General features: G+C 37.9%; 23 protein-coding genes. 20 read left to right on the plus strand and 3 right to left on the minus strand.

Going from position 1 to position 24245, the window contains the following annotated elements:
- Positions 1–2: 2 nt before the first annotated feature.
- On the plus strand, positions 3–2174 hold the full coding sequence (locus M3183_RS02025) for a DNA topoisomerase III (RefSeq protein WP_251465965.1): 2172 nt from the start codon (positions 3–5) through the stop codon (positions 2172–2174).
- Positions 2175–2264: 90 nt separating this feature from the next.
- On the plus strand, positions 2265–2687 hold the full coding sequence (gene mntR, locus M3183_RS02030) for a transcriptional regulator MntR (RefSeq protein WP_251465967.1): 423 nt from the start codon (positions 2265–2267) through the stop codon (positions 2685–2687).
- 703 nt (positions 2688–3390) lie between these two features.
- Here mntR and M3183_RS02035 read toward each other — a convergent pair.
- The gene (locus M3183_RS02035) at positions 3391–3603 is read right to left on the minus strand and encodes a DUF3892 domain-containing protein (RefSeq protein WP_251465970.1); all 213 of its coding nucleotides are present in this window, start codon (positions 3601–3603) and stop codon (positions 3391–3393) included.
- Positions 3604–3715: 112 nt separating this feature from the next.
- Positions 3716–4624, minus strand: coding sequence for a homoserine O-acetyltransferase MetA (gene metA / locus M3183_RS02040; protein ID WP_251465972.1), 909 nt, complete (start codon positions 4622–4624; stop codon positions 3716–3718).
- A 210-nt stretch (positions 4625–4834) separates the two neighbouring features.
- Between metA and M3183_RS02045 the strand changes: the two genes are divergently transcribed.
- The 14 genes from M3183_RS02045 to M3183_RS02110 all read left to right on the plus strand — a co-directional run bounded on the left by M3183_RS02045 (position 4835) and on the right by M3183_RS02110 (position 19699).
- Entirely contained in the window at positions 4835–6517 is a 1683-nt protein-coding gene (locus M3183_RS02045) for a formate--tetrahydrofolate ligase (protein ID WP_251465974.1), read from the plus strand.
- 219 nt (positions 6518–6736) lie between these two features.
- Positions 6737–7273 (plus strand): hypothetical protein, encoded by a 537-nt coding sequence (locus M3183_RS02050; protein ID WP_251465975.1) that lies wholly within the window; start codon positions 6737–6739, stop codon positions 7271–7273.
- Between the two features lie 144 nt (positions 7274–7417).
- Positions 7418–8266 carry a DegV family protein gene (locus tag M3183_RS02055; protein ID WP_251465978.1) on the plus strand — a complete coding sequence of 283 codons (849 nt, stop codon included), beginning with the start codon at positions 7418–7420 and terminating at the stop codon, positions 8264–8266.
- A gap of 98 nt (positions 8267–8364) precedes the next feature.
- Positions 8365–9015: an HD domain-containing protein gene (locus tag M3183_RS02060; RefSeq protein WP_251465980.1), complete on the plus strand. Its 651-nt coding sequence runs from the start codon at positions 8365–8367 to the stop codon at positions 9013–9015.
- Entirely contained in the window at positions 9012–10898 is a 1887-nt protein-coding gene (locus tag M3183_RS02065) for an ABC-F family ATP-binding cassette domain-containing protein (RefSeq protein ID WP_251465983.1), read from the plus strand. The genes M3183_RS02060 and M3183_RS02065 overlap by 4 nt, the downstream gene beginning before the upstream one ends.
- A gap of 413 nt (positions 10899–11311) precedes the next feature.
- A complete protein-coding gene (locus M3183_RS02070; protein WP_251465985.1) occupies positions 11312–12448 on the plus strand; it encodes a conserved virulence factor C family protein in 1137 nt (378 codons plus the stop codon).
- A gap of 49 nt (positions 12449–12497) precedes the next feature.
- Positions 12498–12932, plus strand: coding sequence for a BrxA/BrxB family bacilliredoxin (locus M3183_RS02075; RefSeq protein WP_251465987.1), 435 nt, complete (start codon positions 12498–12500; stop codon positions 12930–12932).
- Positions 12933–13056: 124 nt separating this feature from the next.
- The gene (locus M3183_RS02080; RefSeq protein ID WP_251465988.1) at positions 13057–13650 is read left to right on the plus strand and encodes a YpjP family protein; all 594 of its coding nucleotides are present in this window, start codon (positions 13057–13059) and stop codon (positions 13648–13650) included.
- Positions 13651–13743: 93 nt separating this feature from the next.
- The gene (locus M3183_RS02085; protein WP_251465989.1) at positions 13744–14325 is read left to right on the plus strand and encodes a TerD family protein; all 582 of its coding nucleotides are present in this window, start codon (positions 13744–13746) and stop codon (positions 14323–14325) included.
- 87 nt (positions 14326–14412) lie between these two features.
- Positions 14413–15186 (plus strand): TerC family protein, encoded by a 774-nt coding sequence (locus tag M3183_RS02090; protein ID WP_251465990.1) that lies wholly within the window; start codon positions 14413–14415, stop codon positions 15184–15186.
- A 69-nt stretch (positions 15187–15255) separates the two neighbouring features.
- Positions 15256–16452, plus strand: a complete 1197-nt coding sequence (locus M3183_RS02095; protein WP_251465991.1) for an HpcH/HpaI aldolase/citrate lyase family protein — start codon at positions 15256–15258, stop codon at positions 16450–16452.
- Entirely contained in the window at positions 16394–17773 is a 1380-nt protein-coding gene (locus tag M3183_RS02100; RefSeq protein ID WP_251465992.1) for a phosphoribosyltransferase family protein, read from the plus strand. The genes M3183_RS02095 and M3183_RS02100 overlap by 59 nt, the downstream gene beginning before the upstream one ends.
- Positions 17751–18866 (plus strand): cysteine protease StiP family protein, encoded by a 1116-nt coding sequence (locus M3183_RS02105; protein WP_251465993.1) that lies wholly within the window; start codon positions 17751–17753, stop codon positions 18864–18866. Before M3183_RS02100 ends, M3183_RS02105 begins: the two co-directional genes overlap by 23 nt.
- Positions 18863–19699 (plus strand): hypothetical protein, encoded by an 837-nt coding sequence (locus tag M3183_RS02110; RefSeq protein ID WP_251465994.1) that lies wholly within the window; start codon positions 18863–18865, stop codon positions 19697–19699. The genes M3183_RS02105 and M3183_RS02110 overlap by 4 nt, the downstream gene beginning before the upstream one ends.
- Here the strand turns inward: M3183_RS02110 and M3183_RS02115 are convergent.
- Complete coding sequence (locus M3183_RS02115) at positions 19643–19891, minus strand: hypothetical protein (protein ID WP_251465996.1); 249 nt, start codon at positions 19889–19891, stop codon at positions 19643–19645. The two genes, M3183_RS02110 and M3183_RS02115, sit on opposite strands and share 57 nt — an antisense overlap.
- 218 nt (positions 19892–20109) lie before the next feature.
- On the opposite strand from M3183_RS02115, the gene M3183_RS02120 reads away from it, so the two are divergent.
- From M3183_RS02120 to M3183_RS02135, 4 genes are read left to right on the plus strand one after another with little or no spacing between them, the layout of a single operon-like run.
- Positions 20110–21753 (plus strand): YceG family protein, encoded by a 1644-nt coding sequence (locus tag M3183_RS02120; protein ID WP_251465998.1) that lies wholly within the window; start codon positions 20110–20112, stop codon positions 21751–21753.
- Positions 21754–21756: 3 nt separating this feature from the next.
- Positions 21757–22863, plus strand: coding sequence for a toxic anion resistance protein (locus M3183_RS02125; RefSeq protein WP_251466000.1), 1107 nt, complete (start codon positions 21757–21759; stop codon positions 22861–22863).
- A 29-nt stretch (positions 22864–22892) separates the two neighbouring features.
- Complete coding sequence (locus M3183_RS02130) at positions 22893–23501, plus strand: TerD family protein (RefSeq protein WP_251466002.1); 609 nt, start codon at positions 22893–22895, stop codon at positions 23499–23501.
- A gap of 28 nt (positions 23502–23529) precedes the next feature.
- On the plus strand, positions 23530–24108 hold the full coding sequence (locus M3183_RS02135; RefSeq protein WP_251466269.1) for a TerD family protein: 579 nt from the start codon (positions 23530–23532) through the stop codon (positions 24106–24108).
- The last annotated feature ends 137 nt before the right edge of the window (positions 24109–24245 follow it).

Consider the following 24245-nt stretch of genomic DNA (forward strand, 5'->3'; position numbering starts at 1 on the left):
AAATGAAGGTTATCATTGCTGAAAAGCCGGATCAAGGTTCTACCTTGGCATCGGTTTTTAAACATAAAAGACAAAATGGATTTATTGAGGTTTTTCCAAATGAGCTTTTTCCAGATGGTGCTTATGTAACATGGGCAATCGGCCATATTTGTCAATTAGTCCAGCCGGAAAAATATGAGCCAGGATGGAAAAAATGGTCCTTGGAAACTTTACCGATTATCCCCGGTCAGTTTGCCTATGAAGTAACAAAAGATAAATCAAAGCAATATGCTGTCATTAAGAAATTGGTTTCTGACCCTCATGTAACGGAAATCATCCACGCAGGTGACGCTGGACGTGAAGGGGAATTAATTATTCGCAACATTTTGAGACTTGCAGGCTGTCATAAGCCCATGAAACGATTATGGATTTCATCCTTAACTGCAAATGCGATTCTTGACGGATTTAGAAAATTAATAGATGAGCAGGAGACCCGTAACCTATATTTTGAGGCCTATACCCGCGCTTGTGCGGACTGGGTTGTGGGAATGAATGCTTCAAGGCTCTATAGTTTAATATTACAAAAAAAGGGATTTTCCGACGTATTTTCAGTTGGCAGAGTTCAAACCCCAACATTAGCCCTCATTGTGAAAAGAGAGTTTGAAATTGAAAACTTCAAATCCGAGCCATTTTGGGAGGTCCAAGCCCAATTTTCAATCAACGGAAAAAAATATAGCGGCAAATGGCAAGACAATGGTGAAACTAGAGTAAAGACAAAAGAATTGGCAGAGAAGGTAGCTGCATTTTGTCTTAATAAACCTGCAGAAGTTAGTGAAGTGATTTCTGAACGTAAAGAGTTGCAGCCGCCGCTGCTTTATAATTTATCTGCCTTACAAGCTGAGGCCAATAAACGGTTTAAATTTCCACCCAAAAAAACACTTGATGTATTACAGAAATTATATCAAAAAGGTAATGTATCATATCCAAGGTCTGATTCCCGCTGCGTTACAAAAGAGGAAGCAGCAGGTTTTCCGGACATTCTTACAAAATTAAGTCACTTTAAAGATTACCAGCCTTTATTTCCTTTACCAATTTCCTCAATTGCAGAAAATAAAAGGTATGTAAATGAAAAGAAGGTAACTGATCACTATGCAATTATTCCAACAGAACAGATTCCGAATATAGAGAAATTAAGTCCTGATGAGCTAAAGATTTATGATCTAATTGTAAGGAGTCTAATTGCTGCCCATTACAATAAAGCAATTGCTGAATATACGACTGTAACAACACTTGTAGATGGCAGAGCACAGTTTATTTCAAAAGGAAAGGTACAACTAGAAAAAGGTTTTAAAAAGGTGCTGGCTCAAAAGGAAAAGGATGAAGAACCAGCACTTCCTAAGCTGGTAAAGGGAGACCAAGGCCAGACTGTTAAGGCTGAAGTGAAGGAGAGCCAAACACAGCCTCCTAAGCGCTATACAGAGGGACAACTGATTACATTAATGAAAACGGCTGGAAAACATATTGACGATAAAGAACTTGAGAGAATTTTAACAAAAACGGAAGGGCTCGGTACAGAGGCGACTAGAGCAGGAATTATCACTATGCTGAAGGACAGAGCATACATTGAAGTGAAAAAGAATCTAGTTTATGCCACCGCAAAAGCTAAAATTCTGATTGGGGCTGTTGGCAAGGAAATTCTAGCTTCGCCAGAAATGACGGCCAAATGGGAACAGAAGCTGAAGGAAATATCAGAAGGTAAGGCATCCCCCAACCATTTTATGGAACAAACTAAGAAAATGGTCCACCATTTAATTAACGCCACCGTAGAGCAGGCATCTAATTGGACTTTTTCAAATGAAGTTTGCGATAGTTTTACACCTGGGAAACAACGCGGGAAGAGGAGAGCCCCTGTCAAACTTGGGTCATGTAAAAAATGTGATGGTACAATTATAGATAAGGGCAGTTTTTACGGATGCAGTAATTATAAAAATAATCATTGTGATTTTACCATTTCTAAGAAGATTTTTGGTAAAACAATTACCCAAAAGAATGTAAAGCTCCTTTTGACAGAAGGAAAGACAGAAATTATTGAAGGATTTAAGAATAAGGATCGAAGTTTTAATGCAAGACTGTACTTTGATGAAATAGAAAGTAAGGTAAAATTTTCATTTGAAAAAAATCTGCCGGTAAACTGATAGGGAAGACAGGCCTGTGATAAACAACCTTGTCACTCATTGCCTTCTATAGTAAACTTTTTAATGATGATTAGTAATGGAGGTTACGGGATGCCAACACCAAGTATGGAAGATTATATTGAACAAATTTATATTTTGATTGAAGAAAAAGGATACGCCAGGGTTTCTGATATTGCTGAAGCGTTATCTGTTCATCCCTCCTCAGTAACAAAAATGGTTCAAAAGCTTGATAAAGATGAATATCTGGTTTATGAAAAATATAGAGGACTTGTACTTACAACAAAAGGTAAAAAGATTGGCAAGCGGTTGGTTTTTCGACATGAATTATTGGAACAATTCTTGAAAATAATTGGTGTAAAAGAAGAAAACATCTATCATGATGTTGAAGGAATTGAGCATCATTTAAGCTGGGATGCAATTGATCGAATTGGAGATCTTGTTCAATTCTTTGAAGAAGATGACAGTCGTACCCAAGCTTTACTGGAAATCCAGAAACAAAATGAAAATGTATAAGAAAAGCACTCAGCAATAAGCTTAAGTAGTTCCGTTTTGGTGGAGAAACATACCAAACAGCATGTTAAATAGGAGACAAAGTCGCATACGATTTTGTCTCCTATTTTCCTCTTATATATCAACGACCAAGAGCTATAACCACTTTAATTAGCCAGCAAAATCGCAGCCTAAAAAACATATTGACAATAGTTGTTGTCAATGTGCTAATTACTATGTTAATTCCTATGCAATTTGCTAGGTTGTTTTTTACTGAGGTTCACTTGTTTTTTTGAAACATAAGTAGTCTAATCCATAATTGGGTAACCGGCGAAGGTAAAATAAGCGGAGATTTTTCCGCTATATGCAGAACGGAGCTCGTTTCGAGGAATATAAGGGGAGGTTTTCCGCTTATCAAAAGCAAAATTACCTATTTTCACATTTGTCGAGTCAATAGGCGGAAACCCTCCGTCTATTTTAGCTATTTTCAGTGTTTTTTGTTACTTAAGGGAAATTTCTCCGCCTATTTATCAAACTTGCCTCAGCGTTTAACGACTTGTACAACCTCTCCATTAAAACATATTAAAGACAAAAATCCCAAGCTTTTTTGTGTGCTAGTTATATTGTTAATTACTTGTTATTCATGCAACGAATTCTTATGTTATTTGTGTTGTGGTTTTAGATATTCTCCACGTTATCGGAACTACTTACAATAAGCTGGATGGTTTTAAAATATGTCAGGATATTCGTCAAAGTTAGTTTGGTCTTCTGGTTTTAAATATATATTTCCTTCCATATCCAGTCCTGTCTCTACCCCGTAAATAAGGCCATTTTCTGCCTCATCCAGGGCTTTTTGATATGAAATGACCCTGCCTTCTGAAGTAACAAAACTGATTATTTGACCAAAATGATTTCTGTGCAATGCTGTAATTGTTTCCAAATAAATCCCTCCTCATCTCTAGCATTTCTACTTTTCTTAATTTCTAATCAATTCTTTGCAGGAGACGGGAAGAATAAAGCATCGGGAGGATTCTGCCGATGCTTTGTTTTCGTTATTTCCAAAAAAATGGGGTTTCTTGATAGACATAATAGTTAAGCCAGTTTAAAAAGAATAAATGTCCATGAGAACGCCAGCAGTTAATCGGAGGCTGTGTTGGATCATTATTAGGAAAATAATTTTCCGGAACATGAATTTGTAAACCTTTTTTAACATCCCTTTCATATTCTTGTGCCAGAGTGTCTGAATCGTATTCTAGATGACCTGTAATCATTACATGTTTTCGGTCTTTTGATGCTATTAAGAGGGCCCCGGCCTTTTTTGATGCAGCTAATAATGTCAGTTCTGGATTACTTTTAATAGCTTCAATCGAAACATCGGTATATCTAGAATGCGGGGCATAAAATCGGTCGTCAAATCCCCTTAATAGAATATTATTTGGTTCAAAAATTTGATGAGCATAAATACCTGAGCATTTTTGCGACAATTCAAATTTTTTAATGTCATAATGATAGTAAAGGGCAGCTTGTGCACCCCAGCATATGTGAAGAGTTGATGTTACATTAGTATTTGTCCACTCCATAATATCCTGAAGCTCTTCCCAATATTTAACTTGCTCAAATTCCAATAATTCTACAGGTGCTCCCGTAATGATCATTCCATCGAATTTTTGATCTTTAATTTCATCAAAAGTGATATAAAATTGCTCAAGATGCTGCTTACTTGTATGGGTAGATTCATATGAACTCGTTTTTAAGAAGTTTACATTTATTTGTAATGGCGAATTCCCCAAGAGTCTTAACAGCTGAGTTTCTGCTTTTTCTTTTTCTGGCATTAAATTCAGGATTAAGATGTTTAACGGTCTGATATCCTGTCTTGTAGCCCGTTCATCATCCATGATAAAAATATTTTCCTGTTCTAAAGTTGCCCGTGCCGGTAATAATTTAGGGATATTAATAGGCAATGGACTGTCCCTCCTTTAATTCCAATCGTTCATTCGTTCTATTTGAAAAAATTGAACAACCGCTATAAAAATTCAATATTATCATTATAAACAAAATTCTAATTTGAGGGAAGAAAATAGTTTGTTCATAATTTTGTAATTCGGATTGCGGCAGCACTTTTGATACAATGAAAAGGAACATATAAATTGAGTTTTGGGGGGTAAACGGCAATGAAGACAACTCTAAAATCTGATATCGAGATTGCACAGGCATCAAAGATGAAACCAATTGTTGAAATCGCCAAAAACATCGGTTTAGAGGAAGAAGATTTAGAGCTTTTTGGAAAATATAAAGCCAAAATCTCGAGTGAGACTTTGGCAAAATTAAAAACGAAACAAGGCGGAAAAATCATTTTGGTAACATCTATCAATCCAACTCCTGCTGGTGAAGGAAAATCAACAGTTACAGTAGGTTTGGGAGATGCCTTTAACCGAATAGGAAAAAATGCAATGATTGCTATACGGGAACCTTCGTTAGGACCTGTTATGGGAATTAAAGGTGGTGCTGCAGGCGGGGGGTACGCACAGGTTTTGCCAATGGAAGATATCAATCTTCATTTTACCGGGGATCTACATGCGATTACGACGGCAAATAATGCCCTCGCTGCTTTAATAGATAATCACCTTCAGCAAGGGAATGAATTAAACATAGACCCGCGCAGGATTGTTTGGAAGCGCGCAGTTGATTTAAATGACCGCGCACTAAGGAAGGTGGTTGTGGGACTTGGCGGTCCAATGCAAGGGATACCGCGTGAAGATGGCTTTGATATCACAGTGGCATCTGAAATTATGGCTGTTTTATGTTTAGCCGATGATTTAAAAGATTTAAAATTTAGGTTGTCACGGATTGTCATTGCCTATAATTATAATAAGGAACCGGTAACTGTCGGCGATTTAGGTGTTCAAGGTGCACTGGCATTATTATTAAAGGATGCAGTGAAACCGAATCTTGTACAGACGATTGAACATACCCCTGCATTGATTCATGGGGGGCCATTTGCGAACATTGCCCATGGCTGCAATAGTGTGATTGCAACCACAACTGCATCTAAATTAGCTGATTATGTCATTACAGAAGCAGGATTTGGTGCTGACTTGGGTGCAGAAAAATTTCTACATATTAAATCAAGGAGTGCTGGGATTAAACCAGATGCTGTTGTCATAGTGGCAACAATTCGAGCTTTGAAAATGCATGGCGGTGTTTCAAAAGAAGAATTGGCAGCAGAAAATATCCCTGCATTAACCTTAGGTTTATCCAATCTGCAAAAACATATTGAAACAATTAGAGATTTTGGTCTTCCTGTTGTTGTTGCAATCAATAAGTTTATAACCGACACCGAATATGAAGTTGAAACACTGCTGAAATGGTGTAACCAGGAAAAAGTGGAGGCAGCATTAACAGAGGTATGGGAAAAAGGCGGTGCAGGCGGGATTGAGCTGGCCGAGAAACTATTATCTGTTATAGATAATGAGGTAAATAAGTTCCAGCCTTTATATCAACTCTCCGATTCAATTGAATATAAAATCAGTACAATTGTCCAAAAGGTGTATGGCGGCAAGAAAGTTGAATTTTCATCCAAAGCTAAAAAACAGCTGCTTGATTATAAGAAGTTTGGCTGGTCTAACTTACAGGTATGTATGGCGAAAACACAATATTCCTTATCAGATGATCCAGCGAAGCTAGGGAGACCTGCTGATTTTACCGTCACAATCAGGGAGTTTAAGCCATCCATAGGGGCAGGCTTTATTGTTGCTTTAACAGGAGATATCATGACAATGCCAGGCCTGCCGAAAAAGCCATCAGCATTAAATATGGATGTTGATGAAAACGGCAATGCTTCAGGTATTTTTTAATAAAAGCAGCAGGATGCGGAAAATTTAACCTCCAGCTTTTTTAAATCGGCGATTTGCCGATTTTCTTTTATTTGGCTGTGTTACAGTTATTGTTGATTCTTAATCATGTTGATTGAAGCGGAAGGTACCAAGACTTCTTTTTGGTGCACAAATCAACAGCTAAGATTAACTCAGCCTTTTTATAAGGTTAATTTTTATCAGGAAGGAGTGGAAGTTTAAATGTTTGATCCTACGGCCTTTGATAATATGAAAGTAGTCATCGAGGGTGCCTTGTATGACAAAGACATGGATAAGGAAATTGTGATTATTGACCGTAATGATCTATTAAATTCAGCAAAAATGTCACGAAAGTTCAATATTAGCTTTATAGAAAATAAACATAAGATCAATAGGATTTCGGCCAATATAAACTTAGCGGCAGGCCTTGAAAATTTGGGCGCCGAGCTTCTCCCGGGCAAATTGCCAGATAATTCAGCAGGCTGTTATGTAGAACCAGTATTTACAATATACCATGACCATGATAATAAACATTATCAAGCAATCCAACAGATTTTTTTGGGGGTTTGGGGTGAATTAAGGAGAATTACACAAACAGTAGTAATGAATCCATTCGAGCCTCAAAACGTAAAAAATATCGTTTCAATTGATTTTGAAAGACTTATAAATGAAGATCAAATGGACGACCTGGTTGAGATGATTGATTTTATGATTTCAACATTAAAAGACTTAGATTCCTATTTCAGCGGTGTTGAATAAAAACCGCCCAAGTCCCAATAAATGAATGATGCAGCCGGTATTTTGACGGATTTATTTTAAAAAGGAATATTTACAAACATTCAAATAAAAGGTACGATAGTTATAACTAGATATTATGACCTAATACTAAAAGGGGAGATGGAGATGGCCAAAACGGCATGGGTAACAGATAGTACAGCCTATTTAGATAAAGAATTGAAAAATCACCCTGATCTTTATACAATTCCATTAACCATTTTGCTTGACGGGGAAGAATTTACTGACGGGGTTGACTTAACTCCGGCACAATTATTTGACAGACTTACACAATTAAAACATCCCCCAAAGACATCACAACCAGCAGTTGGTGCTTTTCAAACATTATATAAGCAATTGGAAAAGGGATATGATCGCATTGTCACCATACTCATTTCAGGAAAATTAAGCGGCACCGTCTCCTCAAGTGTTCAAGCAGCAAAACTTGTGAATATTCCGGTAACGACGTTTGATTCACATATTCTAACCTACCCAATGTCTGCCCTGGTAAAAAAAGCAATGGATCTTGAAGCAGCCGGCGAAAAACTCGAAACCATTATAGAGAAGCTGGAACAAATCCGTGATACCGGCGAAACATATGTCCTTGTTGGAAGCTTAGAACAGCTTCACCGTGGAGGCAGGATGACGGGTTTGCAATTTTTCCTTGGAAGCATGTTAAAAGTAAAGCCAATCATTTCATTTAATGAAGGGGCATTATTTGTTAAAGAAAAGGTTAGAAGTGAGAAGAAGGCAAAAGAAAAAATTCTAAACTATTTCCGTTCGGCTTACGAAAAAAATAAGATAGAAGAGGTTTATATCCTATATGGATTGCATATAGAGGATGCAAATGAATGGGGAAGGGAACTTCAGCAGCAATTCCCAGAGTTGAAAATTGTCTGCTGTCCGCTTGGTGCTGTTATTGGTGTGCACGCTGGTGAAAATACGCTTGGTATAAGCTGGTTTAATCAAATGAATTAAAACTGTATGATGTTTAAAACATGCCCCGAAGTAGTTCGGGGTTATTTTTGTCCTTTTTCATGATAAAATAGCAGGGATGAAAGCAGGTGTATGTGATTGTGAAAAAAGAAATTATTGAACAAACCGAAACCTATGTCCGAAATGAACTAGGCGAAGATGCTGCCGGCCATGATTGGTTTCATGTTGACCGGGTACGCAGGAACGCTTTGCATATATGTTATGAAGAACAGGCAGGAGATCCGTTTATAATTGAAATGGCGGCCCTTTTGCATGACATACCAGATGAAAAACTTAATGAAACTGCAGAAAAAGGAACGCAAAAGCTTGAGAGCTTTTTATTAACGCTGCCTTTACAAGACCATGTAAAAAAACATATTAAGCTAATTGTCAGCACGATCTCCTTTAAGGGGGGGAATGGCTGTGAACCAGCTTCACTGGAAGCTAAAATTGTTCAGGATGCCGATCGTTTAGATGCCATTGGTGCTATAGGGATTGCCAGGGCATTTGCTTATGGCGGAAAAAAAGGTCAGCAAATCTATAACCCTGCTATACAAATGAGAGAAAAAATGAGTTTGGAAGAGTACCGCAACGGGAAATCGACAAGTATTCATCATTTTTATGAAAAACTGCTAAAATTAAAAAATTTATTAAACACAAATACCGCTGTTAAAATAGCCGAGAGCCGTCAAAAGATGATGGAAACCTTTTTAGAACAATTTTTTCAGGAATGGAATGGGAAAACAAAATGAAAATGCTTACGGTTGAAAATGTTACTAAAACATATGGAGAAAAGCAGCTTTTTCAGGATATTACCTTTACAATTGCTGAAAAAGAACGAGTCGGATTAATTGGTGTGAACGGAACAGGTAAGTCATCTTTATTAAAGATTGTGGCTGGAATCGACCAGCCTGATGAAGGAAGAATTATTACTGGAAAGGATTATTCGACTGCTTACCTTGAGCAGCAGCCTGAATTTACAGCAGATCTAACTGTGCTCGAGCAGGTATACCATGGGGATGCACCTATTTTGAAACTGATGCGGGGGTATGAAAGTACGCTGTATCAATTAAATAACACCCCTAATGATACGAGAATTCAAGAAAAATTATTTAAACTGCAAAGGGAAATGGACACCCTTGATGCGTGGGATGCCATTACAAATGCCAAAACGATATTAACAAAATTAGGAATTGAGGATTTTGGCCAGCATGTGGGAGCTCTGTCAGGAGGACAAAAGAAACGGGTTGCGCTTGCACAAGTCTTGATTGCTGAACCAGACCTTCTTATTCTAGATGAGCCGACAAACCATCTTGATTTTGATACAGTCAAGTGGCTTGAGGATTACTTAGGTAGATATAAAGGGGCAATTTTGCTTGTAACCCATGACCGTTATTTCTTAGATCGGGTAACAAATCGCATTTTTGAACTGGATCGCGGGAGTCTGTTTAGCTATAAAGGCAATTATGCTGCTTTTTTAGAAGCTAAAGCGATTCGAGAAGAAAATGATGCTGCAACCTATGAAAAGCAAAAAAATTTATTTAGACGTGAACTTGAGTGGATTAGGCGCGGGGCGCAGGCAAGATCTACAAAGCAAAAAGCCCGGATCGAGCGTTTTGAAGAACTTGATGAAAAACTTTCAAACGGCAGACCCGGGTCAGAAAAACTTGATATTGCCTTAACAGGAAGACGATTAGGCAAACAAGTCTTTGAATTAAAAAATGCAACAAAACAGTATGGAGAAAAAACCATACTTCATCATTTTAATTTATTGATAAAACCTGGGGATCGTATTGGAATAATTGGAAATAATGGAACCGGTAAATCAACACTCTTAAATATTCTGGCAAAACGGATTCCGCTTGATGAGGGCGAGTATAATATGGGGCAAACTGTGAAAATAGCTTATTATACTCAAGAAGGGGAAGATATGGATGAGAACATGCGGATGATTGAGTATATTAAAGAAACAGCCCAGATGGTGGAAACATCAGATGGCAATTTTATTTCCGCCGCTCAGATGCTGGAACGATTTTTATTTTCCCCTTATACTCATGGTACACCGATTCGAAAGCTTTCAGGCGGTGAAAAGCGCCGTTTGTATTTGCTCAAGATCTTAATGACTGCTCCCAATGTTCTATTGCTGGATGAGCCGACAAATGATTTGGATACTCAAACATTAACCGTGCTGGAGGATTATTTAGAAGAATTTTCTGGAGTGGTTATTACTGTCTCGCATGACCGATATTTTTTGGATAAGGTTACCGAACAATTGCTGGTTTTAAAAGGCGGCGGACATATTGAATCATTCTATGGAAATTACAGCGAATACCTTGAAAAAATGTCAGCATTGGAAACCAAGATACCAGCAAGAACTTCTCCTGTTTCCAAACCTCCGCAAAAGGAAAAGAAAAAGAAAATGACCTATAAGGAGAAAAAAGAATGGGAGGAGATAGACGATATAATTGCAGATACAGAAGGAAGGCTCGAAGAGATTAATTCCGCAATGTCGGAATCGGGAAGTGATTTCACAATATTACAAGATTTAATGAAGCAGGCAACTGAACTGAATGATAAACTAGAACAATTAATAGAACGATGGTCTTATCTGTCAGAGCTTGCCGAAAATGAATAAGAGCAGGGTGGTTGTTCTATTTATTTGAGAGAGTTAAAGGCCAATATATTTTTTTATTAAGTTGATTGCAGCAGAAGGCACGAAGCCTGCATGAAAATGCTAACGTATTCTCTCGTGCGCGGGCTGAACTAAGGAGATATTACAATATTCTTCGGCAGTACGGGGCGTCGAAGCCCCGCTGGAGTCTAAAGTGACGAGGAGGCTTCCCCGGAGAGGATGCGAACAGCTTATGTCTCTTTCTAAAAAGTTTTTGCCTTCTAGACGTGCGATGCCAATGCAGCGAAATCCTTCTTTATGGAGGGCACTTAACAACCCAGTTTATCAAAGCATTTTTTTGATAAGCGTATGGTATGAATGAACCATAAACAATATGATAAACTTGATAAAGAAAACTCTAGAATAAGGTGATTGTATTGAAGATAAAGTCCATTGAACCAACGCCAAGTCCCAATACAATGAAGATTATATTAGACCAGGAATTGCCGGTAGGAAAAAGCCATAATTATAAAAAAGAAACAGCATCAGAAGCACCGTCAATCATCCAGTCTATACTCGAAATTGAAGGTGTTAAGGGCGTTTACCATGTTGCAGATTTTCTGGCAGTTGAAAGAAATGCAAAATATGATTGGAAGCAAATCCTGCCTCAGGTCCGACAAGCATTCGGTGAAAAAGCTGATCAAGCTGCGGCTGAGGAGAAGAGGGTAAATGATCATTTTGGCGAAATAAAAGTAGAAGTCCAAATGTTTAAAGGAATCCCTCTCCAGGTTAAACTGACTGATGGTACATCTGAAAAACGATTTGGCATGCCAGAATACTTTCTAAAAGTAAGAGAAAAGGCTCAGCTTCCTGAAGATAATTATATTTTACTTCGTAAATGGCAAAATCAAGGTGTAAGGTATGGTGATATGGAGCAGGTGGGCCAAGAAGTAGTAGAAGAACTAATTGCCGCTTATCCAATAGATAGACTGAATGAATTAGTTAAAAAGGCACAGTCAAAAGAAAAAGCATTAGATCAAAAAGTAAAACCATCCCGTAAAAAGGTAATGATTGAAGATTTAAATAATAATGATTGGCGCATACGTTATCAATTGCTGGAACAAATGGACGATCCAGATTTATCTGATTTACCTATCCTTGAGAAAGCATTAGAGGATGAAAAGCCATCCATTCGCCGGCTTGCCGTCGTTTATCTTGGGATGATTAAAGATTCTTCTGTGCTTCCATTGCTCTATCGTGCACTTAACGACAAGACCGTTACCGTCCGTAGAACAGCGGGAGATTGTTTATCTGATCTCGGGTACCCACAAGCAGCTCCAGAAATGATGAAGGCACTAAAGGATTCGAGTAAATTAGTCCGCTGGCGCGCTGCAATGTTTCTATATGAAGCAGGAGATGAAACCTCTCTTCCAGCATTAAAAGCAGCTGAAAACGACCCCGAATTCGAGGTCAGCATGCAAATAAAAATGGCCATTGAAAGAATCGAAGGCGGGGAAGAAGCAAAAGGCTCAGTTTGGAAGCAAATGACTGAAGCTAGAAAAATAGAAGAATAATTATTAAGAAAGTGAATTTATTATGTAACAGAAATGGAGTGGAAGTTAAATGTCAAATGCATATGAAGAATATATGAAACAAATTATTTCACCTATGCGTGAAGAGTTAACAAATGCAGGATTTGAGGAATTAACAACGGCTGAAAATGTAGAAAACTTTGTCGAAAATGTGGAAGGAACGACACTTGTTGTAGTCAATTCGGTTTGCGGCTGTGCTGCTGGATTAGCCCGTCCTGCAGCAACACAAGCTGTTTTGAACAGCGAAAAAAAACCTGATCATCTTGTCACTGTATTTGCGGGGCAGGATAAAGAAGCAACTGCTAAAATGCGTGAGTATTTTGAAGGATATGAGCCATCCTCCCCATCAATGGCCTTATTAAAAGGGAAAAAAGTGGTTCATTTTATCCCGCGGCATGATATTGAAGGGATGCCAATGGAAGCAGTAATGCAAAATGTAATCAGTGCATTAGAAACCAATTGTTAAATTTATTTGGCGGCGGCCTCAGTGCCGTCGTTTTATTTTTCCATTTTTTTAAAAATTGAAGTATAATGAACTTATGGACAAAACTCAATTATGTTTTGATAAAAGAAATTAGGTGATACCCATTATGAATAAATGGCTCCGAAAATCTTTATTTGTTGTTGTATCAATCTTAACGTTCGGTTTAATTACTCCGGCTCAGTTAATGAATACAATCAATGCTGGAAACCATAATGAACGTGATGTGGTTGAAGCCCAATCGGTAGAAAATGATTTTTCAAGAACTGCCAGCTATATTGAAAAATCGGATTCTGAAAAAGAGAAATTCATGCAAAATCTTTTTAGACAAGCAGAATTTCAATCCTACCAAAAATTTGGGGATAGAATAAAGCCAGTCATTGAAAATGAATTCCGAGAAGTGATACTGCCTAATATTGAAACGGCAATAGTAGAAACCGCATCTCAATTTCCGGAAGAGGATTTAAAGAATCTTACAATTACAGAACAGCCCGGAAAAGGATTATCTGAAAAAATATTTAATATAAAAAATAACGAAACTGGGAAAGATATTCTTAGGTTTCATGTGCGAAGAGAACATCCGCCTCAAAATGGATACTGGTTTAACTTTCATTACCATACCTATCATGATCAGTATCAAAAACACCACGATCTTGGCTCTATCTACTGGGACAAAAACACACCGCCAAAATGGATGAGTTAATCATTTTCGTTAAAGAAAAAAAGTTTATTTTAAATGAAACTTTTTTATGTAAGACTCGTAAATAAACTATCAACTAAATTGGAGGAATGAAAAATGGCGATAAGTTTATCAAAAGGGCAAAAAGTTGATTTGACTAAGACAAATCCTGGACTTACGAAAGTAGTTGTCGGTCTTGGATGGGACACAAATAAGTATGACGGAGGACATGATTTTGACCTTGATTCTTCCGTGTTCCTTTTGGGGGAAAATGGAAAAGTAACAACTGAAACAGACTTTGTTTTCTATAATAATCCACAAGGCGGAAATGGTTCTGTTGTACATACGGGAGATAATCGAACTGGTGAAGGCGAAGGTGATGATGAGCAAATCAATATTGATTTAAATGGAGTTCCAGCTAACATTCAGCGGATTGCCTTTACCATCACTATTCATGATGCAGCGGGCAGAAATCAAAATTTTGGACAGGTTTCCAATTCCTATGCTCGTATTTTTAACCAAGATTCAAACGAAGAGTTAATTCGCTATGATTTAGGTGAAGACTTCTCGATTGAAACAGCTATTGTTGTTGGAGAATTATACCGCCACAATGGCGAATGGAAGTTCAGTGCAATTGGCAGCGGCTATCAAGGCGGCTTAGCAGCATTAGCAACTGATTTTGGTTTGCAGGTTGGTTAATCATTAATGGATTAAAAGACCCGGCATAAGGCTGGGTTTTTTTTGACAAATTATTTTTATTAGACTATCTTAGGGGGAACATAATGGATGTCAGTAATACAAGGAATTCTTGACACATATGCCCAATTCTTTGATTGGCAGATGTGGGGAGAAGTTTTAACCGACCCCGTTGCTTGGGGGCTAATAGGTACATTAATAATTCTAGAGGGCCTGCTCTCTGCTGATAACGCGCTTGTATTAGCTGTAATGGTAAAGCACCTGCCGAAAAAGAAACGGAAAAAAGCTTTGTTTTATGGACTCATAGGTGCATATAGTTTTCGTTTTGTCGCAATTGGACTTGGCGTATATTTAATTAAGCTTTGGTGGGTAAAAGCGATTGGTGCAGCATATCTTGCCTGGCTTGCTATTAAGTATTTTATAGATAAGAGAAAAGGCGGGGAAGGCCAGGAGGAAGAAGAAGAGGGAATCAACAAAAATGGCATACTAATCCGCATGTTTGGTACCTTTTGGGGGACGGTTGCATCCGTTGAGTTAATGGATATCGCATTTTCAGTTGACAGCGTTCTTGCGGCGTTTGGCGTCAGCACCGAGGTCTGGGTTCTATTGATTGGCGGTATGCTGGGAGTATTAATGATGCGGGGCGTTGCTGGTATCTTCTTAACGTTGATTGACCGAATACCTGAGCTGGAAACGACCGCATATATATTAATTTTAATTATTTCTGTTAAAATGTTTCTTGGCGTATTATTTGATTACGAAATGCCGCCGCTTTATTTCTTTATCATTTTGATATTCACCTTTGGAGCAACCTTTATTGTTCACTTCCTGAATAAGAAAAAGGCTGAAGGGGCAGATAACTAATTTAATCAAAAAAGGGAGCTGACGCGAGTTGTCTCCCCTATTTTTTTACATTACATAAGGAGTACATATATGAGGTTTTTTGCCTATTATTATGAGGATGATCTTGATCGGTTCTTTTATAAAAAGCCACAGGAATTTACTAAGTATACCAGCCGTGAAACACTAGCATACGGGTTAGGAGCAACCCTTTATATGCCGGCAACCCGCCCTAATATTCATCAGGATATTTTATCAAACAAACATGAGGGGTTAACATCTCTTGTTATTGATCTAGAAGATGCCGTAGGTGATCAACAGGTTGAAAATGCAGAACAATTATTAATTCAAGAGCTTCATAAGCTTTACGGGGGACTTTACAACGGATTTCTTTCCCATTCCGACTTACCTCTTATGTTTATTAGAATCCGGAATCTGGAGCAATTAAAACGGATAGTGATGCAACTCGGCGATTCCATCCAGCTGTTAACGGGTGCCGTTCTCCCAAAGTTTAATGGTGAACAGGGAGAACAATTATTACAAGAAGTGGCCCGAATACATTCTGATAATCATCCTTTTTATGCTATGCCGATTCTTGAGTCTTCTAAAGTGATTCAAAAAGAAACCCGCATGAAAGAATTATTAAAGATTAAGCAGTTAGCAGACCATTATAAAGACCATGTGCTTAATATACGGATAGGAGCAACAGATTTTTGCGGATTATATGGGATTCGGAGGAGTGCTGATACAACGGTCTATGAGATTGCTGTTTTAAGAGATTGCATTTCTGATATTATAAATGTTTTCCAAAGGCATGATAGTGGTTTTGTTGTTTCTGGTCCGGTTTGGGAATACTTTTCCTCCAAAAATAGAATCCTTAAACCACAGTTACGGCAAACGCCATTTCGTGAACGGTATGGTAATGAGGGGCTCATATGGCGTCAAAAATTATTGGATGAAAATATGGATGGGTTAATTCGTGAAATTCTTATGGATATTGCCAATGGATTGACAGGAAAAACGATTATCCATCCGACACATATTAAGGTGGTCCAAGCGTTAAATGTTGTCTCATATGAGGAATATATTGATGCCCAATCCATTATTCAAGCAGCAGCTGGTGAGGAGGGAGTAATAAAAAGTGAATTTTCCAATAAAATGAATGAAATTAAACCACATCTTTACTGGGCAGAAAAAATAATGTTAAAATCACAGCTTTACGGGGTGCTACATGAACAATACTCAAACATCGACCTTATCAAAAAAGAAGTACGTTTTTCACATTCTTAATTCGCTGGATGTGGAAATAAATGTGCTGGATAATCCATATGAACTGCCAATCGAAGATTTATTCACAATGGCTGCACGAATTAATAAAAAACGTTCATTTTTATTCGTCAGTAAAGTTTTGGGTAAACACATACCTATTAATCCTGAAAAAGGACTGCTGACTGGAGCACTGTTAGCAGCGAGATTTCTAGAAAGAGTAAAGGGTATTACTTATAAAGAAAGGGACCTGCTGTTAAAACAATACAATCAGAAAATAGATGGCAGCAATAGACTACCTGAACCTTTTGTTCCATCCAAATTTAATCCTGTGATAATAGGATTTGCGGAAACAGCCACGGCTTTAGGTCATTGTTTTTTTGAGTTTTTTCAGAATGCGTCCTTTTTTCATACAACAAGGGAAGTACTTTTCGGCAGCACACCAAGTATCACTTTTGAGGAAGAACACTCACATGCAACTTCCCACCGGTGCTATATATCAGAGGATATGATCAATAATGAAAGGGAAATCATTCTCGTTGATGATGAAATTACCACGGGCAAGACAGCTTTGAATATTATAAAATCAATCCACCGCAAATTTCCACGGAAGGAATATACAATTGTTTCCATATTGGATTGGCGTTCAGATGAATCACGTAATCAATTTGCAGAAGTGGAGAAGAATTTAGATATAAAAATAAATGGGGTCAGCCTATTATCAGGAAATGTCAGGATCAATCAAACAAAAGAATTAAAGGAAGGTTATCTAGAGTCGGAAGAAAAATGCCAGGAGATTATGGCAGAAACGATAGACCTTTCCTCCTTTTTTACAGATACCTCCTATACATCGATCAGCGGGAATATTAAATATATTCAAGAGACAGGAAGATTTGGTCTAAACAGTATTGAAAACGAGGCAATACGCCAAAAGGCTTCTAAGGCTGCAGCCTATTTAAAAGAGAAGCGAAAGGGAAAACGTACACTCTGTCTTGGAACAGGTGAATTTATGTACCTTCCAATGAAAATAGCATCTGAAATGGGATTGGGCGTATTCTATCAGTCTACCACTAGGAGTCCTATTTTTATTGAAAATTTGGAAGGGTATGGTGCGAGGTATGGAATGTCTTTTCCTAACCCTGATGAACCATCAATCAGAAATTTTGTTTATAATATCGAACCTGGTTATTATGATGAATTGTTTTTATTTTTTGAAAGGGAAGTTGAATTAAAGAACTTAGAGCCATTTCTAAAAGCATGGAAAAAAACAAAAATTGATTCAGTTAAACTAGTCTTTTGTTCAAGAAAAAGAGGTGAATACCATGACTATTGCAACTCCCGTTAAAATGGGCACCTACTCCTGTGAAGATGTTGTCTTTTTATTAAAAGATCTAAGTGATATTAAACTTGAGGACTCAAGCGATAACCGAGAACGTCAAATACAATCCGGCGGCCATTATAGCGAATCATTGCCGATTGAATATCAGCCGCCGGAGAAGTATGTTGATTTGTTCTGGAATACATTACATGAATACAAACAAAAAGTTGCTTTGTGCGTCGGAATTGCTGCGGAACAAATATTTAAGCAGAAAGGCCGTAATACCATACTCGTTTCCCTAGCCCGAGCTGGAACACCTATAGGGATTTTGATGAAACGATATCTAAAATTACGCTATGGTGTTTCACTGCCGCACTACAGCATTTCTATTATTCGTGATCGGGGAATTGATGAAAATGCCATCCATTATATACGTGAAAATCATCCTGAAGGGAATTTTCAATTTGTTGACGGCTGGACCGGAAAAGGTGCAATATCAATAGAATTAACAAAGGCTTGTATTGAGTATGAACAAAAATATGGGGTAAGGCTTGATGATACTCTTGCCGTGTTGGCAGACCCTGGGTTTTGCACAACACTGTTTGGAACAAGAGAGGATTTCCTTATTCCAAGTGCCTGCTTAAACTCTACTGTATCAGGACTTGTCAGCCGCACCGTTTTAAATGAAAAATATATTACTAAAGATGATTTCCATGGAGCTAAATTTTACAAAGAGCTGATAAATGAGGATGTCTCCAATGAATTCATCAATTTGATTACAAATGAATTTCCTAGGATAACAGAGGAAGCAGTAAAAGCCTCCTTACAAAGAGATAAAGAAGTGCTTAAAACTGGTTTTTTAGGAATGGAAGATGTGAAGAAAATACAACTCGAATTTAACGTTGAAAGTACTCACTTCATTAAACCTGGAGTTGGGGAAACAACAAGAGTTTTGCTTAGAAGGATCCCTTGGAAAATCCTAATGAGAGATGCCTCTAGTCCATTTGTCCAGCATATCCTTATGCTGGCAGAAGAAAAAGGTGTTGAAGTAGTGGAATATCCCGAATTGAATTATCTATGCTGCGGTATTATCAAATCGGTCAAGGAGAAGGACAAATGATTGTTGCTTCAGACCTTGACCGGACTTTGATGTATTCAGCCAGAGCAATGAGTGAACTGGGCGGTATTGAAGAAACAAAGCTTACAGGAGTTGAATGGATGGACGGCAGATGGACAGGGTTTATGACGAACAAAGCTTATGAAAACCTTAAAAATCTATCTGCACAAGCTTTATTCATACCTGTTACAACAAGAACTACCGAACAATTTAATCGATTTGTTATTTTTAAAGAGGATATACCGCTTTCATACGCCATTACAACAAACGGGGCTGTTATTTTATATCATGGTGAACCTCTGGAAGACTGGTCCGATTATATTTTAGAAAAAATGAAAAGTGAGTCCGCACCTATGGATGAAATGTTCGCAGTACTAAAGCAGGAAGGTTTTTGCTTTACGGGGACGTTAAGGTCTGTTGAAAATCTATTTTTCTATTATACGTTAACAAGCTCTTTTTCATCAGTTGATAAAAATAATCTTCAAACATTGGCTTCCATGTATGGCTGGAGGATTTCACTTCAGGGGCGGAAGCTCTATCTTATTCCTAAGTCTATAAGCAAGGGAGCTGCACTGGATTACATCTGTCAGAAAGAAGGAATGAAGACAATTGCTGGTGCAGGTGATTCACTCCTTGACTGGGATTTCCTTAAGAATTGCTCTTATCGCTTCGTTCCGATACATGGTGAGTTGAAAAACCTGTCCGAAACGTATGACTTTACCATAATAGACCAATCCGGAATAATGGCTGGTGAAGTAATTCTAAGAGAATTTCAGCGATTATTCCGGTTTAATAACGATTTTTTTAATCAAAAAGAAATAAAGACCGGAAAATAGGCTGTAACTTGCAATCAGGAACAAAATGGAATAACCAAGGGATGGAATGATAGGCGCAAGCAGTATGGTGAAGATTAGGCTGAACCAAAATAAATCCAGTAAAATAAATATATCACAAGCCATAACATCTAATACATCTTGTAATTCCTCGTATACAAGCTCTGCTTTTGGCCGTTTATATAGAAATCTCATCTGTGCCACCTACTTTAATGTGAGTATTCATTACTATGCAGGTATCGAAAAAAAGGTGAATGTGAATAAAAATCGACGCAAGGGTGAAACATTTTCACCTTACATACGTATAAACAAATGAACGATTTTACCAACTATGGTATGATGAAAAGGAACAACCTTACATAATTTGCTAAACTTGAATATAAGCTTTTGCTTATTTAGGGAAGGGGTTATGAATGAATTCATCTTTACATCAACTAATCATCAGACCTGTAGCCCTTTCATATGAAAATTGGCTGGAAATGCTAAAAAAGCCGCTTTCAGATAGGCCAAATTTTTCAATTGAAAATGGGACAATTCAAATCGGGCAAGTATTAGGGGAATTTCTTGGAGTACCAATCGATATAGACGAGTACTATAACCAGCTTTTTGAATATGCGGCTTCCAAAGAGTTAGACCTGCATTTGCTTAGCGAGGATACATTAGATAAATCAATAAATAATACACAATTTCAGGCAATCCAGAGAGTGATCAATATTCATCAGGAGCAGAAACTGTCAATTAATCGCTTTACAGCGTTCCTAGAAGGGGAGCAGCTCCTCCTAAAATCGAAAGTTCCCGTACTGCACCGCAAACTTCGGGAAGCAATGATTGAGACGATGGAATTATTTGCTGAACTTGAACACGATGGGCTGAAAAATCATGAGTTAAGGCGAGTTCTAGTTGACTTAGTAAAGTGGACTTTTAATCATTTGTCTGCCCCTCTGGAAAAAGCTGATTTACAAAAATCATTGCCAAAATTTCTTTGGTATGGGGATGTAAAAAAAAGCCATCAATATTTTTTATTTTATTTAATGAAACTTGGCTGTGACATTGTGATATTCCATCCAGAGGGAAGGGATATTTTAGAAGGTTATGTAAAGGAACCTATTTTTGTTCATCATTATCCCAATAAAGAGGTGCCGGAGCCATTTCCTACAGAGAAACGAAGCAGGAAAACAACGGTTGCATATCGTGCCTCTAAAGAAATTGAGACCATTCTCAATCAAGAAGGTTCAGGCTTGTATAAACCGTGGCAGTTAAGGGACTACACCCCTTCTTCATTGACGCTTAAAACAACTTATGATGAACTTTTTATTGTTTGTAAGGAAATAGCAATGATTCGTCCTGAGTTCGAAGCTGTGAATGGACAAGTGAAGATTCCATCCATTTTTGCTAAAATACAAGGTGTCAGCAGGGATCGGAAGGAGTATTGGGAACGCCTTCATTCACTAAGCCAATTAGATAATAGTATGTTGATTAAAAGCCTCCCAATTACTATTCCGAGCCATAATGATTTCCGCTTTCATTATCAAAATGCGCAAGGCAGGGACGGCTCTCTTAGTCCTGAAAAAATAATGCAGGCCCATTATTGGCCATATTCCTTCCTGCCTATAGGATTGCAAAAGGGACTGGCTGATGCAGTGAAGAGAATATGTGAAAAACCGGGATTAAAGCCATTACCAATGGAAAGTATGGAAGATGTAAAAATATATCTATTTACCCAAGCTATGTTTATCCCGAAAAAAATCATTCAGCTTCTTGAAAGATTTGATTATTCTCAAGAAGTTCCGAAATGTATTATCTTTAATAATGAATTAACCGGGATGTTTTCAAGATCTGATGCAGCCATCCTGCTTTTACTTAATCAATTTGGCATCGATCTTGTTCTTTATAATCCAACAGGGCATAATGACATCGAAAATTATATTGAAGAATCATTATTTGACACTCATTGGCTTGAGGATGTCGTATTTGATTTAGAATATAAAGAGCCATCCCATTCTATTTTTAAAAAGGGACTTTTTCATGGAATCTTAAAAAACTTAAGGGGAGATTAAACAGTGAATCTTACACCAAATCCTTCCAACAGCATAACTCCGGCACCCGCTGAAGATTTATTGACAGAAACAAAGGTATCTGATATTAAACTTGCCCTTCGGAAGGAACCGGAAGTGCAAAATTTAGCACGTTCGATTGACGAGCGTGATCAAATTCAAGTATTGGAATTTGGAAAAGAGCCAGCGGAACAAATTTCACGATTTTCAGACCAAATTTTAGGCAATATGAGAACAACGAAGGTTGAGGATTCCGGTGAGCTGTTAAAACAGCTTGGCCGGATTATGGATAAATTTGATCCAAAAGACTTTCAAAAAACTTCTACTGGCTTTTTTGGAAAGTTGTTTAAAAAAGGTGAAAAGGTAGTTGAGAAATTGTTTGGAAAATATCAGACAATGGGGTCTGAAATTGATAAAGTATACGTGGAAATTTCCAAGTACCGCCAAGAAATGGTAGATTCTACGACCATGCTCGAAAATATGTATGAGCAAAACTATCAATACTATTTAACGCTTGAGAAATATATAGTTGCCGGAGAACTAAAAGTAGAGGAATTGAAAAATGATCAGCTTCCAAGCCTTGAGGCACGTGCTGCTTCCGGTGACCAGCTGGCTTCAATGCAGCTTGATACTCTTAAAAATGCGATTGAATTATTAGAACAGCGCGTTTATGATTTGGAAATGGCGAAAATGGTGTCCTTGCAAACAGCACCGCAAATCCGGATGCTGCAGCGTGGTAATACCAAACTGATTGGTAAAATTAATTCTGCATTTGTCACGACGATTCCAATTTTTAAAAACGGCTTGATCCAGGCAGTTGCGGCTAAACGACAAAAACTTGTGGCTGATTCCATGAGTGAGCTTGACCGACGTACAAATGAAATGCTATTAAGAAATGCGCAAAACATTTCTCAGCAAAGTACTGATATTGCAAGACTGGCGGGTGCCCCAAGTATTAAAATCGAAACGATTGAAGAATCATGGAATATTATCATCAAAGGTATGCAGGAAACAAAAGCAATTGAAGATGAAAATAAACGTTTACGCGAAGAGGGAACGAAGCGTTTGGAACAGTTAACACAAAACTTTAAACAATTGAAACAGCAATCGTAGGATTGTTAATAATAGAAGAGGTGATAGTTATGGCGATAAATTTACAAAAAGGACAGCGCGTTGACTTAACGAAAGGTAATCCAGGGTTGTCAAAAATTCTAGTAGGACTTGGCTGGGACCCCGTACAAAAAAGCGGCGGCGGTCTTTTCGGTTCATTATTTGGCGGCGGAGGCAATGCAAATATAGATTGTGATGCCTCAGTCATTATGCTTGGTGCCAATGACAAGCTCGGAAGTAATAAAGATGTGATTTATTTCGGTAATTTAAAAAGCAATGATGGAAGTGTCCAGCACTCAGGTGATAACCTAACTGGTGACGGCGATGGAGACGATGAACAAATCTGGGTCGATTTGAACAGAGTTCCATCTACAATTCAAAAGCTTGTTTTCGTAGTGAATATTTATGATTGTGTAAAAAGAAAGCAGCACTTTGGCATGATTCAAAATGCCTTTATTCGAGTAGTCAATCCAACTAATAACCAAGAGCTTCTTCATTACAACTTAACAGATAATTACAGCGGGTTAACAGCCCTTGTGACAGGCGAAATATATCGAAGTGGAAATGAGTGGAAGTTTGCGGCAATTGGATCTGGTACCAATGCGGCAAGCCTTAGCGAAGTTGTCCGTTCCTATAGTTAATGAAATAAATCTGTAAGAGGTGATTATGATGGGCATTAATCTATCAAAAGGACAAAGAATTGATTTGACAAAAACAAATCCAGGATTGACAAAGGTAATTGTTGGTCTGGGATGGGATACCAACCGTTATCATGGCGGTGATGACTTTGACCTGGATGCATCCGCATTTCTTACTGATGCGAATAGCAGGGTAATCAATGATTCTGATTTTATTTTCTATAATAACTTGGTCCATCCTTCTGGTTCTGTTGAACATACTGGAGACAACCGGACTGGCGAGGGAGACGGAGACGATGAGCAAATTAAAATTGATTTTAGCAAAGTTCCATCGCATGTACACCGTATTGCAATAACAGTAACGATCCATGATGCGGATGCAAGAAATCAAAATTTTGGACAGGTCAGCAATGCTTTTGTAAGAGTTGTTGATGAAGACTCAGGGCGCGAAATCCTAAGATTTGATCTTGGCGAGGATTTTTCTGTTGAGACAGCTGTTGTAATCTGTGAGCTCTATCGTCATAATGGAGACTGGAAATTTAATGCTGTCGGCAGCGGATTTGCTGGTGGGCTTGCATCCCTATGCCGCAATTTTGGATTGGAAGTGTAATTTAATTTAAGCTGCCGTATATTCGGCAGCTTATTTTTAACTCCAATTGTTCTAGATGCCTTAAATATCTCAAGATTTGCAGGTAAAAGCTGCCCCAGAATCTGCTAAACAATTTAATCAAAATATGAAAGGTGGTT

Origin of the sequence: Neobacillus mesonae (assembly GCF_023715155.1) — a bacterium.
Taxonomy (GTDB): domain Bacteria; phylum Bacillota; class Bacilli; order Bacillales; family Cytobacillaceae; genus Neobacillus; species Neobacillus mesonae_A.